Here is a 16,663-nt window from a genome sequence, read left to right as displayed (position 1 = left end):
CCGGAAATATGCCGGAGGTGTGGAGGCAGAGCCTCCACCCGGCCCAACGGGCCGGCCCTGCCCGACAGCAAAATTCATGCACGATCCGCCAAATCAGCGCCTTACCTCGGCCCGCGCCCCCCTCGGCACCGCCGCTGATCCTTCTCCCCGATCCCCTTTCATCTGGCCATAAATACCTCGGAGGTGTGGAGGCAGAGCCTCCACCCGGGCCAAAGGCCCGGCCCCCCGGACGGTCACGCCCCCCAGGTCCGCCTCAGCACATCCACCCAGTTCCCGTGCGCGATCCGCCGGATCAGCGCTTCGCCATAGCCCGCCCGCTCCATCGCGCCGATGAGGGCCGGCAGGCCGGCGGCGTCGCCGATTTCCTCCGGCACCTGCGCCCCGTCGAAATCCGAGCCCAGCGCCACGCCGCCTTCGCCCAGATGCTCCAGCAGGTGGTCGAGATGCCGGATTACCGTCTCGAGCCGCACATCGGCGCCCATCTGGCCGTCGGGGCTGAGGAAGGCGCGGGCGAAGTTGAGCCCGACGAGCCCGCCGGTCTCGGCGATCTGGTCCAATTGCCGGTCGGTGAGGTTGCGCGCATGGGGGGCGAGGGCATGGGCGCAGGAATGGCTGGCGATGAGCGGCTTGCCCGTCAGCGCCGCCACGTCGTCGCAGCCCTTCTCGTTGAGGTGGCTGAGGTCGAGCGCGATTCCCAAGGTCCCCGCCTCGCGGACAAGCGCCCTTCCCTCTTCCGTCAGCCCCGGCCCGGTGTCGGGGCCGGAGGGGAAGCGGAACGGCACGCCCTCGGCCCAGCGCGTCTTGCGGCTCCAGACGAGCCCCATCGAGCGGAGCCCCAGCGCATGCAGCACATGCAGCGCCCGGAACTCGGGATCGATGCAATCGGCGCCCTCGAGGTGGAGGACGGCGGCCATCGCCTCCCCGGGCAGCGCCGCCTCGATCTCCGCCGCCGTCACGCAGGGGCGGATGACGCCGGCCGCGGCCAGCGCCCGGAACTCCGCGACCTCGGCGATCACCCGGCGGAGCGCCGCGCCCTCGTCGAGCGCGCCCGGCAGGGGCGGGTCGTAGCTGGCGCCCTCGAGGGGGCCGAAATCCTCGTCCTCGTCCCAGGCCCAGAGCGCGAAGAGCCCGCCGGCGAGGCCGCCCGCCTGCGCCTTCGGCGCGTCGATCTGCGTCGGCCCGCCGCCGTCGCGCACGAGTGCGACAGTCGTGCCGCCGGTGGCGAGGGCGAGGAGCAGGTCGTTGTGACCGTCGAAGACGGGGATGGTCATGGGGCCTCCGGGCTGAGCTGGCGAGCCCCGAGCCTAGGGCCGATCGCCTTCTACTGCCAGCGGGGGCCGGGGCGCCTGTCCCGCGGTCAATCCCCTGTTCACCAAGAGGCGCTAAGAGGGGAAGACGAGACGACAAAGCTGTGAGACCCGCCTGCCATGAGCACGCCTGCCTTCACCCCAATGGCCAGCCCGCTGGCCGCCCTGAACAAGCCGGCCGCGGCGCCGGCCCTGTCGGCCGCGCCCGCCCCGGCCCCGGTCACCGGGCTCACCCGGCGGCGCAAGGCGGCGATGGTGGTGCAGATGCTCCTGCGCGACGGCAGCGAGATCTCGCTCTCGAAGCTGCCGGAGGAGGTGCAGCTCGACCTGACGCGCGAGCTCGGCCAGCTCAAGGTCATCGACCGCGCGACGGTCGAGGCGGTGGCCAACGAATTTCTCGGCGATCTCGAAAGCATCGGCCTCACCGGCGCCGGCGGGCTGGAGGAGGCTCTTGCCGCGCTCCGCGACCGGCTGTCGCCGAGCGCCGCCGCGCGGCTCCATCGGGAGACGCCCTCCGGCGCCACTGACCCCTGGTCTCAGGTCGCCGCGCTCAAGGTCGAGCACCTGGTGCCGATCATGGAGCAGGAATGCACCGAGGTCGCGGCCGTCACGCTCTCCAAGCTGCCCGCCGGCAAGGCGGCGGAGCTGCTCGGCAAGCTGCCGGGCGAGCGGGCGCGGCGCATCGCCTTCGCCGTCAGCCAGACGGCCGGCATCTCGCCCGCCGCCGTGGCCCGCATCGGTCAGGCGCTGGCCGCCGAATACGGCACCCGGCCGCCCACCGCCTTTGCCGACATGCCGGAGACCCGGCTCGGCACGATCCTAAATTCCTCCAAGCCGCAGACCCGTGACGAGGTGCTGGAGGCGCTGGATGCCGAAGATCCCGACTTCGCGAAGGGCGTCCGCAAGGCGATCTTCACCTTCGGCAACATCCCCGAGCGCGTGCAGCCGCTCGACCTGCCGAAGGTCACCCGCAATGTCGAGAACGACGTGCTTGTCGCCGCGCTCGCCTCCGCCGCCTCGATCGGCGGCGACGAGGCGGCGGCGGCGGAGTTCATCCTCTCCGGCCTGCCGGGGCGGATGGCGGAGGCCTTGCGCGAGGGGGTTACCGAGCGCGGGCGCGTGAAGAAGGCCGAGGGAGAGGCCGCCATGTCCGAGATGGTGGGCGCGATCCGCGCCGCCGTCGAGGCGGGCGAGATCTCCCTCATCGAAGTTGGAGACGACGAAGAGGACGAATAACCTCTTCGAGAGTGCGGCGCCGGCCGATGGGGGCGGGCTGACCGACCGAATATGCGAGAGCGGCGGCGGCGCGGGAATGCGCGCCCCGGGCCAGCCTCTGACCAGCCAGGACCGGCGGTCATCGAACAAGCGGAAAACGCGGGCCGGGTCAGCCGGGCAGCAGCCGTGCGGCCGCGCAGATGCGGCCCTGGCCGGCATCCTGCACGAGCACGACGAGCGGCGCGTCGCCCGGCGCCTCGACCTCGATGTCGAGCGGCGCGGCGCCGTCCCATTCGGCGACGGCGGTCCAGTCGGTGACGATATTGGCATAGCTGAGCGCCAGCCCGGCATTCTCGCCGCGCAGCACATCGACCGTCTCGCGCGGCATGTAGCGGACGAGCTGCACGACGAGCGGGCGCGGCTGCGGCAGCGCGGAGGCACGGATGCGCACCCCGTCGCCCTGCCGCTCGATCGTCAGCCCCATCGGCTCCATCGCCGCGGCGGCGGCGCGGATGCCGTCCATCAACTCCATCGGCCGGGCGCCGATGACATGCTGCTGGCCGGAGACGACGAATTGCGGCGTGTAGATCGCGCTGGCACCGGCGGCGCGGGCATAGCGGCGCTGGCGCTGGGTGAACTCGGGCCGGGCGAAGCTGTCTTCCCAGCCGATGTAGTCCCAGTAATCGACATGCAGTGCGAGGGCGATGACCTCGGGCCGGCCCGCGAGCTGCTGCAGAAGCGCATCGGCCGGCGGGCAGGACGAGCAGCCCTGCGAGGTATAGAGCTCCACCACGACCGGCGGCTGACCCACGGGCGGCGCGGCCGGCGCGTCTTGTGCGACCGCCGGCGAAAAGCCCATGAGAAATGCGATGATACCTGCCTTCAAGGCCTGCATGGAATACTCCGCCTTCATCATGCCCCCTCCCTAGCCGAGGTCATCTGCAATGACCAATCAACGCTTGTTGACGCGTCCGGGAGCGGCCGCAGGCGTGGCCGATCCGCCTCTTGCACTCCACGGTATACAACAGTATACGGTGGCCAGCCGCCCTTGATCGCGCCCTTCGCTTGCGCGAGAGAAGGGGCAAGTCCGTCACCCGCGATACTCATCCGAGGAGGCCACCCCATGCCCATCGTCACCGGTAAAGACAGTGCCAACACCCGCCGCAGCCTGACGGCGGGCGGGGCCACCGTGTCCTATTACTCCATCCCCGCCGCCACCGAGGCCGGCCTCGGCGATTTCGGCCGGCTGCCCGCCTCGCTGAAGGTGGTGCTGGAGAACCTCCTGCGCTTCGAGGATGACGGCTTCTCCGTCTCGCTCGACGATATCCGCGCCTTCGCGGAATGGGGCGCCAACGGCGGCAGGAACCCCCGCGAGATCGCCTATCGCCCGGCGCGCGTGCTGATGCAGGATTTCACCGGCGTCCCCGCCGTGGTGGACCTCGCGGCGATGCGCGACGGCATCAAGGCGCTCGGCGGCGATGCGCAGAAGATCAACCCGCTGAACCCCGTCGACCTCGTCATCGACCACTCGGTGATGATCGACGAATTCGGCAATCCCCGCGCCTTCCAGCTCAATGTCGACCGCGAATACGAGCGCAACATGGAGCGCTACGAGTTCCTCAAATGGGGCCAGGGCGCCTTCGACAACTTCCGCGTCGTGCCCCCGGGCACCGGCATCTGCCACCAGGTGAACCTCGAATATCTCGCCCAGACCGTCTGGACGGATACCGACCAGTCGGGTGAGGAGGTCGCCTACCCCGACACGCTCGTCGGCACCGACAGCCACACCACCATGGTCAACGGTCTCGCCGTCCTCGGCTGGGGCGTCGGCGGCATCGAGGCGGAGGCGGCCATGCTCGGCCAGCCGATCTCGATGCTCATCCCCGAGGTCGTGGGCTTCAAGCTCACCGGCGAGATGATGGAGGGCACGACAGGCACCGACCTCGTGCTCAAGGTCGTCGAGATGCTCCGCCAGCACGGCGTCGTCGGCAAGTTCGTGGAATTCTACGGCCCCGGGCTCGACAACCTGCCGCTCGCCCAGCGCGCCACCATCGCCAACATGGCGCCGGAATACGGCGCCACCTGCGGCTTCTTCCCCATCGACGACGAGACGCTGCGCTACCTGCGCCAGACCGGCCGCGACGAGGGCCGCATCGCGCTGGTCGAGGCCTATGCCAAGGAGAACGGCATGTGGCGGGGCCCGGATTACGAGCCGGTCTATTCCTCGACGCTGGAGCTCGACATGGGCACCATCGTGCCCGCCATCTCGGGCCCCAAGCGGCCGCAGGATTACATCACGCTCGACAAGGCGGCGGGGAATTTCCACGCCTACGTCAAAGGCATCCGCGAGGGCAAGGACGCCTCCGCCCGCGCCGAGGTGCGTTGGGAAGGTGAGGGCGGCGCCCCCGAGCCGCATGACATCCCCGGCAACGAGGGGCACCACATGCACGGCTTCGTCCCCACGGACGACGGGCATTACCAGCTTCACGACGGCTCCATCGTGATCGCCTCGATCACGTCCTGCACCAACACGTCGAACCCCTATGTGATGATCGGCGCCGGCCTTCTGGCCCGCAAGGCCCGCGAGAAAGGCCTGACGCGGAAGCCCTGGGTGAAGACCTCGCTGGCGCCCGGCTCCCAGGTCGTCTCGCACTACCTCGAGGCCGGCGGCCTGCAGGAGGATCTGGACGCCATCGGCTTCAACCTCGTCGGCTACGGCTGCACGACCTGCATCGGCAACTCGGGGCCCCTCGAGCCCGAGATCAGCAAGTGCATCAACGACAATGACCTGATCGGCGTCTCGGTGCTCTCCGGTAACCGGAACTTCGAGGGGCGGATCAGCCCCGATGTGCGCGCCAACTACCTGGCCTCGCCGCCGCTCGTCGTCGCCTATGCGCTCGTCGGCGACATGAATGTCGACATCACGACCGCTTCGCTCGGCAACGATCAGGACGGCAACCCGGTCTACCTGAAGGACATCTGGCCGAGCCAGGCCGAGATCGCCGAGCTGGTGGACAGGACCGTCACGCGCGAGGCCTTCCAGGAGAAATATGCCGACGTCTTCAAGGGCGACGAGCGCTGGCAGGCCATCGAGACCTCGAAGGGCGAGACCTATTCCTGGCCGCCGGCCTCCACCTATGTGCAGAACCCGCCCTATTTCGAGGACATGGGCCCCGAGAAGGGCGCCATCAAATCGATCAAGGGCGCCCGGGTGCTGGCGATCCTCGGCGACATGGTGACGACCGACCACATCTCGCCCGCCGGCTCGTTCAAGGACACGACGCCCGCCGGCAAGTATCTGGTCGAGCACCAGGTGCCCGTCCGCGAGTTCAACTCCTACGGCTCCCGCCGCGGGAACCACGAGGTGATGATGCGCGGCACCTTCGCCAATATCCGCATCAAGAACGAGATGCTGGACGGGGTGGAAGGCGGCTACACGCTCGGGCCGGACGGCTCCGAGATGGCGATCTACGACGCCGCCATGGCCTATCAGGCCGAGGGCACGCCCCTGGTGATCTTCGCCGGTGAACAATACGGCGCCGGCTCGTCGCGCGACTGGGCGGCGAAGGGCACCGCGCTTCTCGGCGTCAAGGCGGTGATCGCCGAGAACTTCGAGCGGATCCACCGGTCGAACCTCGTCGGCATGGGCGTCATCCCGTTCGAGTTCACGGGCGACGACACGCGGTCTTCGCTCGGCCTGAAGGGCGACGAAACCGTCGACATCCCGGGGCTCGAGACCGTCAAGCCGCAGGAGCTGGTCAAGGCGACGATCACCTATGGCGACGGCACGTCGAAGGAAATCGAGATCCGCTGCCGCATCGATACGGCGCCGGAGATCGAATACATCGAGAACGGCGGCGTGCTGCACTTCGTGCTCAGGAACCTCGCCAAGGCGAGCTGATCTACCCCGAGGGGCGGCGGGCATCCCCGCCGCCCCTCGGAACCTTTCCGCCCCTCGCCGGTTGCCACCCCGATGGAGTGGATCGCCGCAAATGCCCCTGCCCTCAACCTGGCTGTCGGCCCCGGCACGCTGGCGGTGTGGATCGTCTATCTGCAGCTATTCGTGACGACCTATCGCCGCGCGCGGCGCCCCCGGGTCATCATCAACCGCGGCGGCGGCTCTGATCTGGGCGCGCTCTGCCTCGTGTCGAACATGAGCGCCGAGCCGATCTATCCGCAGAGCGCGAAATGCACGGCGCATCTGCCCGCGGGTCCGGTGACCGAAACGATCACCGACCGCGAGCTACTGAGCCATTCGGGCGACGCGGCCGAGGCGCCGGGCGTCACGAGCCATGGGCCTCTGGAGCGCGCCGGCTTCATAAGCCTCGGCAGCTTCCGCAAGCTCCTCGACATCACGCTCGCGGGCCGGGCGGAGACGGCGGATGACGTGGAACAGGCCGAGATCATGGTCATCTGCGCCTTCGGCGGCGACGATCTGGAGATTGCGGCCACCCGCGCCTTTCGCATCGACCGGCGGGCGACGCCGGCGGATGTGATCCCGCTCACGCCGTTCACGCGCCAGATCTTCAGCCGCCGCGAACGGCGGCAGATCCGGCAGAGCCTCATCGAAGAGCTGCGCGACGGCGGCTGACGCCTATTCCCGGACGATCGTGTAGGTCCCCTGCCCCGCGAGGATGCCGCGGAAGCCGCCGGGCTCGTCCAGCGAGAAGACGATGATGGGCAGCGAATTGTCCCGGGCCAGCGCGATGGCCGAGGCATCCATGACGCCCAGGTGCTTCTGCAGCACCTCGTCATAGCTCACTTCGTCGTAGCGCTTGGCATCGGGGAATTTCTTCGGGTCCTTGTCATAGACCCCGTCGACCTTGGTGCCCTTGAAGATCGCCTCGCAATGCATCTCGTTGGCGCGGAGCGTCGCGGCCGTGTCAGTGGTGAAATAGGGGTTGCCGGTGCCGGCGGCGAAGATCACCACGCGCTTCTTTTCCAGATGCCGGACGGCGCGGCGGCGGATGTAGGGCTCGCAAACCTGATCCATGGGGATCGCCGTCTGCACCCGCACATAGATGCCGAGCTGCTCGAGCGCGCTCTGCATGGCGAGCGCGTTCATCACCGTCGCCAGCATCCCCATGTAATCGGCCGTCGAACGCTCCATCCCCTGGGCGGAGCCGGACAGGCCGCGGAAGATGTTGCCGCCGCCGATCACCATGGCGATCTCGACGCCGAGCTCGTGGACGCTCTGCACCTCGCGGGCGATTCGCTGGACGGTCGGCGGATGCAGCCCGAAGGACTGGTCGCCCATCAGCGCCTCGCCGGAAATCTTCAGAAGGACACGCTTGTACGTCGGTCTCGCCTCGGTCATGCGCATCCCCTTCCGCCGATTTCATGCTAGGCCGCGACCATAGGCAAAAACGGGTGAGGTTCAATGCCGCCGGAGGCGATGACGCAGGTAGACCAGGTGCTGGAGGCGCTGCCGCCGGAGCGTCGCCATATCCTGATCGCCGGGCCGACGGGCAGCGGCAAGTCGGCGCTGGCGCTCGGCCTCGCCGAGGCGCTCGGCGGCACGGTCGTGAACGCCGATGCCCTGCAGGTCTTCGCCGGCTGGCGCATCCTGACGGCGCGCCCCGATGAGGCGGATCTCGCCCGCGCGCCCCATACGCTTTACGGCCATGTGCCGCCCGACCGGCCCTATTCGGTGGGCGCCTGGCTCCGCGACATCGCCCCCCTCCTCGCCTCGGGCGAGCGGCTGATCGTCACCGGCGGCACGGGGCTCTACTTCACGGCACTGACCGAGGGTCTGGCGGAGATCCCGCCGACCCCGCCCGAGGTGCGCGCCGCGGCGGACGAGATGCCGCTCTCCGCCCTCGTCGCCGGGCTCGACGCGGCGAGCCGTGCCGCGCTCGACCTCGCCAACCGCGCCCGGGTGCAGCGCGCCTGGGAGGTGCTGACCGCCACCGGCACCGGCATCCGCGCCTGGCAGGACGAGACGCCGCCGCCGCTCCTGCACCTCGACCAGACCGCCGCCTTCGTGCTCGAGGCGCCGCCGCCCTGGCTGAACCCGAGGCTCGCCAGGCGATTCGCGCAGATGATGGAGGCCGGCCTCTTCGAGGAGGGCCGCGCCATGGCGCCCGGCTTCTCGCCGGCCCATCCGGCGAGCAAGGCCATCGGTGCCCGCGAGCTCGTCGCCCATGTCGAGGGCCGGCTCTCCGAAGCGGCGCTGCGCGAGGCGGTGCTGACGCTCTCGCGCCAATATGCAAAACGCCAGCGGAGCTGGTTTCGCGCGCGGATGCGCGGCTGGACCTGGCTCTCTCAGGGCTAACCGCCTGATGCCGCTGAGGAAGGCGCCGTTCACGCTGGCGTTATCCCCACACTGTCCACATCTTTCTCTGCCTTTTCGGCACGCACCGGTTGCCAGGACGGCGGGCCATGGGCCACCTTGCTGGGATGCGGCCATCGCGGCCGGTCGGGGGAAACGGGCTTCCATGGCGGCCGACAATCGACATCTGCTCAGCCTCAGCTCCATCGGGCAGACAAGCGCCCCCAGCCGCTGGCGCACCGAGGCGATGCGCGCGCACCGGGCGCCGCGGCTGATCTTCTTCACCAAGGGCCAGGGGCGGATCACAATCGCCGGGCTGACCTCCGGCTATACCGCCAACAATCTCATCTTCCTGCCCGCCGGCACGATGTACGGCTTCGAGGTCGGGCCGACGACCTTCGGCCACATGCTGGCGATCCCCCATGCGATGGCCGGCGAATGGCCGGAGAGCCATGTGCACCTGCGCCTGCGCGACGTGCATATGCAAAAGGACATCGCCAGCGCCTTCGACAGCCTCGAGCGCGAGCTGAAATCCGACCGCGCCGGCCATGCCCGCGCGGCGCATTATCACCTCGGCCTTCTGGCCGTGCTCTTCGAGCGGGCGCTGGAGCGGCAGGAGGGCACGCCCCCCGATGCCCGCGCCGGCAGCGCCGCCGCCCAGCTGGTCGCCGCCTTCACGGCGCTGGTGGAGCGCGACTATGCCAAGGGCCGCGCCATCGCCGATTTCGCCCGGGCCCTCGGCGTCACGCCCACGCATCTGACCCGCTGCGTCCGCCGGACCTGCGGGAAGTCGGCCCATGACCTTCTGACCGACCGGATTCTCTACGAAGCGCGCCGCCAGCTCAGCGAGACGCGCCGACCCGTGGCGGAGATCGCCGCGGCGCTCGGTTTTTCCTCACCTGCCTACTTCTCGCGCGCCTTTCACGCCGCTGTCGGGGTCAGCCCCTCGCGATTCCGCCGGCAATCCGCCGAAACAGGTGGCATATCGCCGCGGCCGGCCCGGCCATTTGCCCAAGAGTTGACGCGAGGGCTCGGCAACCTCGGTTGATGTCGTTCCCCCACCATGCAAAGGTCGCAAACAGCGCAAGGAATGACGCAAGCCTTCATGCCGACCGCCCCGAACAGAGGCGCAATGTCGCAGAACGGCCGTGAACCCCTCGCAGAAGGGGATGTCGTCCCTCAACCGCCCGTGACCCGCCCTCCGAACGGGGCGGGCGAAATTTATAAGACGCATGTCACAGGGAGCTAACTCAATGACGCACCACCAGAGCTTCACGGACCGGGCCCATGCCGCGGCCCGGATGTATGCCGAGGAGCACAAGGCCGGCAAACTGAGCCGCCGCGAATTCCTCACCCGCGCCACCGCCCTCGGCGTCGCGGCCCCGGCGGCCTACGGCCTCATCGGCCTGACGGCCCCCACCCCGGCCCTCGCCCAGGACAAGCCCATGGGCGGCACGCTCAGGATGCAGATGGAAACGCTGGCCCTCAAGGATCCGCGGCTTTTCGACTGGTCCGAGATGGGCAACTTCGCCCGCGGCTGGCTGGAATATCTCGTGGAATACGAGCCCGACGGCAGCCTGCGCGGCATGCTCCTTGAGAGCTGGGAAGCCAACGAGGACGCCAGCCAGTTCACGCTCCATGTCCGCCCCGGCGCGACCTGGAACAACGGCGATGCCTTCACTGCCGATGACGTGATCTTCAACCTCGAGCGCTGGTGCGACGGCACCGTCGAGGGCAACTCGATGGCCACCCGCATGGCCCAGCTCATGGATCCCGAGACCTCCATGGTGCGCGAAGGCGCCATCGAGAAGGTCGACGACCAGACGGTCGTGCTCAACCTCTCGGCGCCCGACATCTCGATCATCGTCAACATGGCCGACTACCCGGCCTCGATCGTGCACCCGAGCTACGACGGCGGCGATCCCTCCGACAACCCGATCGGCACCGGCCCCTATCTGCCGGAAGAGAACCAGGTCGGCGTCCGTCAGGTGCTGGTAAAGAACACCGACCACAGCTGGTGGGGCACCGAGGTCTATGGCGGGCCCTATCTCGACCGCATCGAATACATCGACTACGGCACCGACCCCTCCGCCATCGTTTCGGCGGTGGAATCGGAAGAGATCGACGCGACCTACCAGTCCCAGGGCGATTTCATCGAGATCTTCGACAGCCTCGGCTGGGAGAAGTCGGAGGCGATCACCGCCTCGACGCTGGTCATGCGCTTCAACCAGGACAGCGAGCCCTACGGGGTCAAGGAAGTCCGCAACGCCATCCTGATGGCCGTGGACAATGCCGTCGTGCTCGAGCTCGGCTACAACGATCTCGGCACCGTGGCGGAGAACCACCACGTCTGCCCGATCCACCCCGAATATGCCGAGCTGCCGCCGATGACCGTCGACCCCGAGGCCGCCATGGCGCTTCTCGAGGAAGCCGGCCATGCCGACACCGAGTTCGACCTCATCTCGATCGACGACGACTGGCAGGCCGCGTCCTGCGATGCCGTCGCCGCCCAGATGCGCGACGCCGGCATGAACGTGAAGCGGACGGTCCTGCCCGGTTCGACCTTCTGGAACGACTGGCTGAAGTACCCGTTCTCGGCGACGGAATGGAACATGCGCCCGCTCGGCGTGCAGATCCTCAACCTCGCCTACCGGACGGGCGCCTCGTGGAACGAGACGGCCTTCTCGAACGAGGAGTTCGATGCCCTGCTCGACGAGGCCAACGGCATCGCCGATGCCGAGGCCCGCTCCGAGGTCATGGCCAAGCTCGAGACGATCATGCAGGAGCAGGGTGTGACCATCCAGCCCTACTGGCGCTCGCTCTACCGGCACTTCCGGCCGGGCGTGCTCGGGGCCGAGATGCACCCGACCTTCGAGCACCATCACTACAAGTGGGCGGTCGAATCCTGATCGCCTGACGCGCGGGGGCCGGAGCATTCCGGCCCCCGCCGCACTTTCCGTCACCCGCGCATCCAGACGCGGCAATAAGAACGACAGGAGCCGGGGGGCCAAAAATGCTGCGATTCCTGCTGGCGCGCGTGGTGACCATGCTGTTCACCGCGCTTTGCCTGACCTTCGTGGTCTTCGCGCTCACCAATCTGGCGCCCAATCTCGAGAAGGTCGCCAAGTCGGAAGCCGGCAGCCGCATCTCCGACGAGGAGGTCGAGAGCTGGCTGAACCGCAACGGCTATGGCGCGCCGACGCTGGTGCGCTACGGCGAATGGCTGGGCGTGCTGCCCGGCTGGGTCATCGAACAGACTGACGGCTCGATCCGCGGCCGCTGCATCCCCATCGGCTCCGACCCCGAGGAGGCCCCCACGCGCTGCGGCGTGCTGCAGGGCTACTGGGGCGAGAGCACCGTCTTCAAGGAACCCGTCGGCAAGATCATCGGCCGCTCGCTGGCGCTGACCGGCAAGCTCATGTTCTGGGTCATGATGGTCATGGTGCCCGGCGCGCTCATCATCGGCGTCCTCGCCGGGATGCGCGAGGGCAGCCGCACGGACCGCTCGCTCTCGGCCGTGTCGATCCTCACCACCGCGACGCCGGAATATGTCTCCGGTGTGCTGCTGATCACCGTCTTCGCCTCCTCCGCCGTGGGGCTGAGGTGGTTCAACGGCTCGGCGACAAGCGCGATGGAGGATGCGACCTTCGTCAACTTCACCCTGCCCGTGGTGACCATCGCGCTCTACGGCATGGGCTATATCGCCCGGATGACCCGCGCGAGCATGACAGAGGTGATGACCGCCCAGTACATCCGCACGGCGCGGCTGAAGGGCGTGAAGTTCTCAAACATCGTCATGCGCCACGCGCTCCGGAACGCGCTCATCGCGCCCTTCACCGTCATCATGCTCCAGTTTCCCTGGCTCCTGAACGGCGTGGTGATCGTGGAGACGCTCTTCAACTACAAGGGCTTCGGCTGGACGCTGGTGCAGGCGGCGGGGAACAACGACATCGAGCTCCTGCTCGGCGTCTCCGTCGTCTCTGTCTTCGTCGTGCTCATCACGCAGCTCATATCCGACATCGGATATGTCTATCTGAACCCCCGCATCCGGATCAGCTGAGGAGATCGCCATGGAACCCCTCTCCTGGGCCGGCCCCGCCGGCGTCATTCTCGGCCCGCTCGGCCTCGCGCTCGTCATCGCCTTCGCCGTGGCGGTGGTGGCCTTCCTGGTGCTCTCCTTCACCGCCGCGCCCGAGGCGGCGCGGACGGGCCGCAGCCTCGCCCAGCGCAACAGCGGCGCATATGGCTTTGCCGAGCGGGCCGTGCAGTGGACGGGGCTCGCGATCCTGCTCTACGCCGTCGCCTGGCTCATCGGCGGCATCGTCATGCCTTACGGTTCGGCCGGGATCATCGGCGCCGTCATCAAGCGCTTCCTGCCGGTCTGGATCGCGCTCTTCGTGACCTTCGGGCTCTCCATCGCCTTCAAGCGGCAGCTCGGGCTCTACGGCAAGCTTTTCGACAGCACGATCGGCATGATCGGCTTCGGGCTGGTGATGTTCTGGGTGTTCACGGCCTTCTTCGCCGGCATCTTCGATCTCGTCGCCACCCATCCGCCGCTGACCGCCGTCTCGGGGCTCAAGAACGAGCCCCCGGGCGTGGCCATGCCCACGGCGGAAGAGCTGGGCGCCGGCACGCATTACCTCCTCGGCGGCGACAACCTCGCGCGCGACGTCTTCAGCCGCATGGTCTACGGCTCGGTCACCGTCATCGTCATCGCGCCCTTCGCGACGCTCTTCGCCTTCATGGTGGGGATCACCCTCGGCCTGCCGGCCGGCTATTACGGCGGGCGGCTCGATACTTTCCTGAGCTTCCTCGCGAACCTCATCCTCGCCTTTCCGGTGATCCTGCTCTTCTACCTTCTGGTGACGCCCGAGATGGTGCAGACCGGCCTGCCGAGCTACATGGCCATGACGCTCTTCATCTTCCCGCTGATCTTCGCGGCGGTCTTCATCAACTCGCGCTGGCACACCCAGCCGAAGGTCCGCACCCCGATCCTCGCCGTGGTGCTGGCGGTGCTCGGCATCGCCTATCTCTCGGCCATCTCGCAGCGCGGCACGCCGATCAACTTCCTCCCCGAATGGCTGGACCTCTTCAACATCCCGGGAGGGATCCTCGTGGTCTTCGTCTCGGTGGTCTTCGTGAACTCGCCGACGGTCTTCCGCATCGTCCGGGGCCTCGCCATGGACATCAAGACACGCGACTACGTGGCCGCCGCCCAGACCCGCGGCGAGGGCCCGTGGTACATCATGCTCTGGGAGATCCTGCCGAACGCCCGGGGGCCGCTCATCGTCGATTTCTGCCTGCGGGTCGGCTACACGACGATCCTGCTCGGCACGCTGGGCTTCTTCGGCCTCGGCCTGCCGCCGGAGAGCCCGGACTGGGGCTCGACAATCAACCTCGGCCGCAGGCTCCTCTCCATCTACCCGCATCCGGCGCTGGTGCCGGCGGTGGCGCTCCTCAGCCTGGTGCTCGGGCTCAACCTCCTCGCGGACGGGCTCCGCGAAGAGAGCCTGAAGGACTGAGGGATGACGCAGTTCAACACCACCGGCTTCGCGCTCGGCATCGCCGCGGGCGCCGCGCTCGGGGTGGGGATGGACAACATGGCGTCCGGCATCGCCATCGGCGCCGGGCTGGGGGTGGCCTTCGCCCTCGCCTGGGGCAAGGCCGGAAAGACCGACGACGAGGACAAGGAGTGACGCCATGACCGACACCGCCTACGCGCCCGAGACGCCCCTCGCCGAGCAATCGCCGCTGCTCGAGATCGAGCGGCTGTCGATCTCCTTCTTCACGCGGCTCCGCGAGATCCCGGCGGTGATGGATTTCTCCGCCAAGGTCATGCCGGGCGAAGCGCTCGGCCTCGTCGGCGAATCCGGCTGCGGCAAGTCCACCGTGGCCTTGGGGGTCATGCAGGACCTCGGCGTCAACGGCCGCATCGTCGGCGGCTCCATCAAGTTCTGCGGGGATGACCTCTGCACCGCCTCGCTAAGCGAGCTCCGCCGCATCCGCGGCAAGGAGATCGCCATGATCTACCAGGAGCCGATGGCGAGCCTGAATCCCGCCATGCGGATCGGCAAGCAGCTCATGGAAGTGCCGATGATCCACGAGGGCATCTCCGAGAAGGAGGCCCGGGCGCGGGCGCTGGAGGTGGTGACCGACGTCCGCCTGCCGGATGCCGAACGGATCCTCAAATCCTACCCGCACCAGCTCTCCGGAGGTCAGCAGCAGCGGATCGTCATCGCCATGGCGCTGATGTCGAAGCCGAAGCTCCTCATCCTCGACGAGCCGACCACGGCGCTCGACGTGACCGTCGAGGCGGCTGTGGTGAAGCTGGTGAAGGACCTCGGCAAGAAATACGGCACCTCGATGCTGTTCATCTCCCACAACCTCGGGCTGGTACTCGAGACCTGCGACCGCATCTGCGTGATGTATTCCGGCGAGGCGGTGGAGCGCGGCGACATCGGCGATGTCTTCGACAAGATGCAGCATCCCTATACGCAGGCGCTCTTCCGCTCGATCCCGCTGCCCGGGGCCGACAAGAACGCCCGCCCGCTCATCTCCATCCCCGGCAACTTCCCCCTGCCCCACGAGCGCCCGCCGGGCTGCAACTTCGGGCCGCGCTGCGACTATTTCGTCGAAGGCCGCTGCGACGCGCAGGAGATCCCCATGTTCGACGTGCCCGAGCACGGGCGCCACGAGACGCGCTGCATCCGCTTTCAGGAGATCGACTGGGCCGCGCCGCCGGCCGATGTGATCCAGAAGAAGAAGGGCGAGATCGGCGAGGTGGTCCTGCGCATGGAGAACCTCAAGAAATACTACGAGGTCGCCGCCTCCTCGCTCTTCGGGCGGGGCGGCGCGACCAAGGTGGTGAAGGCCAACGAGGATATCTCCTTCGAGGCACATGAGAGCGAGACGCTCGCCATCGTCGGCGAGTCGGGCTGCGGCAAGTCGACCTTTGCCAAGGTGCTGATGGGGCTTGAGGTGGCGACCGACGGCAAGATCGTGCTCGACAACCGCGAGATCGGCGACACCGCCATCGAGAAGCGCGACACCCGCACGATTGCCGATGTGCAGATGGTCTTCCAGAACCCGTTCGACACGCTCAACCCCTCGATGAGCGTGGGTAGGCAGATCATCCGGGCGCTGGAGATCTTTCGCTATGGTAAGAACGATGCCGAGCGGCGCGAGCGAATGCTGACGCTCCTCGACCTCGTGAAGCTGCCCCGCGCCTTCGCCGAGCGGATGCCGCGCCAGCTCTCCGGCGGGCAAAAGCAGCGCGTCGGCATCGCCCGCGCCTTCGCCGGCGATGCGCGGATCGTCGTGGCCGACGAGCCGGTCTCGGCGCTCGACGTGAGCGTGCAGGCGGCGGTGACGGACCTCCTGATGGAGATCCAGCGCGAGCAGAAGACGACGCTTCTCTTCATCAGCCACGATCTTTCCATCGTGCGCTATCTCTCCGACCGGATCGTGGTCATGTACCTCGGCCATATCGTCGAGATGGGCACGACGGAGCAGATCTTCGCGCCGCCCTACCACCCCTATACCGAGGCGCTCCTCTCGGCGGTGCCGATTGCCGATACCTCGGTCATCAAGAAGGAGGTGGTGCTGGAAGGCGAGATCCCCTCCGCGATGAACCCGCCGCCGGGCTGCCCCTTCCAGACGCGCTGCCGCTGGAAGAGCCGGGTGCCGGACAACAAATGCGAGACGGAGCTGCCGCCCTACCGCGACCTCGGCGACGGGCACCGCTCGCTCTGCTGGCTGAGCGAGGCCGAGCTCGCCTCGATGGAGCCGGTGATCAAGATCGCCGCGGAATAGAAGGTGCGGGCGCGGCTTGATCCGCGCCCCGCCGCACCCATGTCGAGGGGGACAAGAC

At 68.1% G+C, this 16,663-nt stretch carries 13 protein-coding genes; 10 read left to right on the top strand and 3 right to left on the bottom strand.

Features of this window, described 5'->3' with window-relative positions:
• Nucleotides 1-233 precede the first annotated feature (233 nt).
• Nucleotides 234-1,271, bottom strand: coding sequence for a dipeptidase (locus ACAZ03_RS07320; protein WP_373356775.1), 1,038 nt, complete (start codon nucleotides 1,269-1,271; stop codon nucleotides 234-236).
• Between the two features lie 180 nt (nucleotides 1,272-1,451).
• Here ACAZ03_RS07320 and ACAZ03_RS07315 point away from each other — a divergent pair, with 180 nt between their 5' ends.
• Nucleotides 1,452-2,543 carry a FliG C-terminal domain-containing protein gene (locus tag ACAZ03_RS07315; protein WP_373356774.1) on the top strand — a complete coding sequence of 364 codons (1,092 nt, stop codon included), beginning with the start codon at nucleotides 1,452-1,454 and terminating at the stop codon, nucleotides 2,541-2,543.
• A gap of 148 nt (nucleotides 2,544-2,691) precedes the next feature.
• Here the strand turns inward: ACAZ03_RS07315 and ACAZ03_RS07310 are convergent, their stop codons facing one another.
• Entirely contained in the window at nucleotides 2,692-3,438 is a 747-nt protein-coding gene (locus ACAZ03_RS07310; protein WP_373356773.1) for a DUF1223 domain-containing protein, read from the bottom strand.
• A 207-nt stretch (nucleotides 3,439-3,645) separates the two neighbouring features.
• On the opposite strand from ACAZ03_RS07310, the gene acnA reads away from it, so the two are divergent.
• Nucleotides 3,646-6,423 carry an aconitate hydratase AcnA gene (acnA, locus tag ACAZ03_RS07305; protein ID WP_373356772.1) on the top strand — a complete coding sequence of 926 codons (2,778 nt, stop codon included), beginning with the start codon at nucleotides 3,646-3,648 and terminating at the stop codon, nucleotides 6,421-6,423.
• Between the two features lie 72 nt (nucleotides 6,424-6,495).
• Complete coding sequence (locus ACAZ03_RS07300) at nucleotides 6,496-7,113, top strand: hypothetical protein (protein WP_373356771.1); 618 nt, start codon at nucleotides 6,496-6,498, stop codon at nucleotides 7,111-7,113.
• Between the two features lie 3 nt (nucleotides 7,114-7,116).
• Here the strand turns inward: ACAZ03_RS07300 and pyrH are convergent, their stop codons facing one another.
• On the bottom strand, nucleotides 7,117-7,839 hold the full coding sequence (pyrH, locus tag ACAZ03_RS07295) for a UMP kinase (protein WP_373356770.1): 723 nt from the start codon (nucleotides 7,837-7,839) through the stop codon (nucleotides 7,117-7,119).
• A 78-nt stretch (nucleotides 7,840-7,917) separates the two neighbouring features.
• Here pyrH and miaA point away from each other — a divergent pair, with 78 nt between their 5' ends.
• The 7 genes from miaA (at nucleotide 7,918) to ACAZ03_RS07260 (ending at nucleotide 16,605) form a co-directional block, all read left to right on the top strand.
• A complete protein-coding gene (gene miaA, locus ACAZ03_RS07290) occupies nucleotides 7,918-8,796 on the top strand; it encodes a tRNA (adenosine(37)-N6)-dimethylallyltransferase MiaA (protein ID WP_373356769.1) in 879 nt (292 codons plus the stop codon).
• A gap of 163 nt (nucleotides 8,797-8,959) precedes the next feature.
• Nucleotides 8,960-9,841, top strand: a complete 882-nt coding sequence (locus tag ACAZ03_RS07285; protein WP_373356767.1) for a helix-turn-helix domain-containing protein — start codon at nucleotides 8,960-8,962, stop codon at nucleotides 9,839-9,841.
• Between the two features lie 205 nt (nucleotides 9,842-10,046).
• Nucleotides 10,047-11,702: an ABC transporter substrate-binding protein gene (locus ACAZ03_RS07280; protein WP_373356766.1), complete on the top strand. Its 1,656-nt coding sequence runs from the start codon at nucleotides 10,047-10,049 to the stop codon at nucleotides 11,700-11,702.
• A gap of 104 nt (nucleotides 11,703-11,806) precedes the next feature.
• Nucleotides 11,807-12,853 (top strand): ABC transporter permease, encoded by a 1,047-nt coding sequence (locus ACAZ03_RS07275; RefSeq protein WP_373356765.1) that lies wholly within the window; start codon nucleotides 11,807-11,809, stop codon nucleotides 12,851-12,853.
• Between the two features lie 10 nt (nucleotides 12,854-12,863).
• Nucleotides 12,864-14,315, top strand: a complete 1,452-nt coding sequence (locus tag ACAZ03_RS07270) for an ABC transporter permease (protein WP_373356764.1) — start codon at nucleotides 12,864-12,866, stop codon at nucleotides 14,313-14,315.
• Between the two features lie 3 nt (nucleotides 14,316-14,318).
• Complete coding sequence (locus ACAZ03_RS07265) at nucleotides 14,319-14,489, top strand: hypothetical protein (RefSeq protein ID WP_373356763.1); 171 nt, start codon at nucleotides 14,319-14,321, stop codon at nucleotides 14,487-14,489.
• Between the two features lie 4 nt (nucleotides 14,490-14,493).
• Entirely contained in the window at nucleotides 14,494-16,605 is a 2,112-nt protein-coding gene (locus tag ACAZ03_RS07260; protein WP_373356762.1) for a dipeptide ABC transporter ATP-binding protein, read from the top strand.
• Nucleotides 16,606-16,663 lie beyond the last annotated feature (58 nt).

Source organism: Pseudoroseicyclus sp. CXY001, from assembly GCF_041714655.1.
GTDB lineage: Bacteria > Pseudomonadota > Alphaproteobacteria > Rhodobacterales > Rhodobacteraceae > Pseudoroseicyclus_A.
The sequence above is the reverse complement of the archived record's forward strand: the minus strand, read 5'-3'. Positions and strand labels throughout refer to the sequence as shown.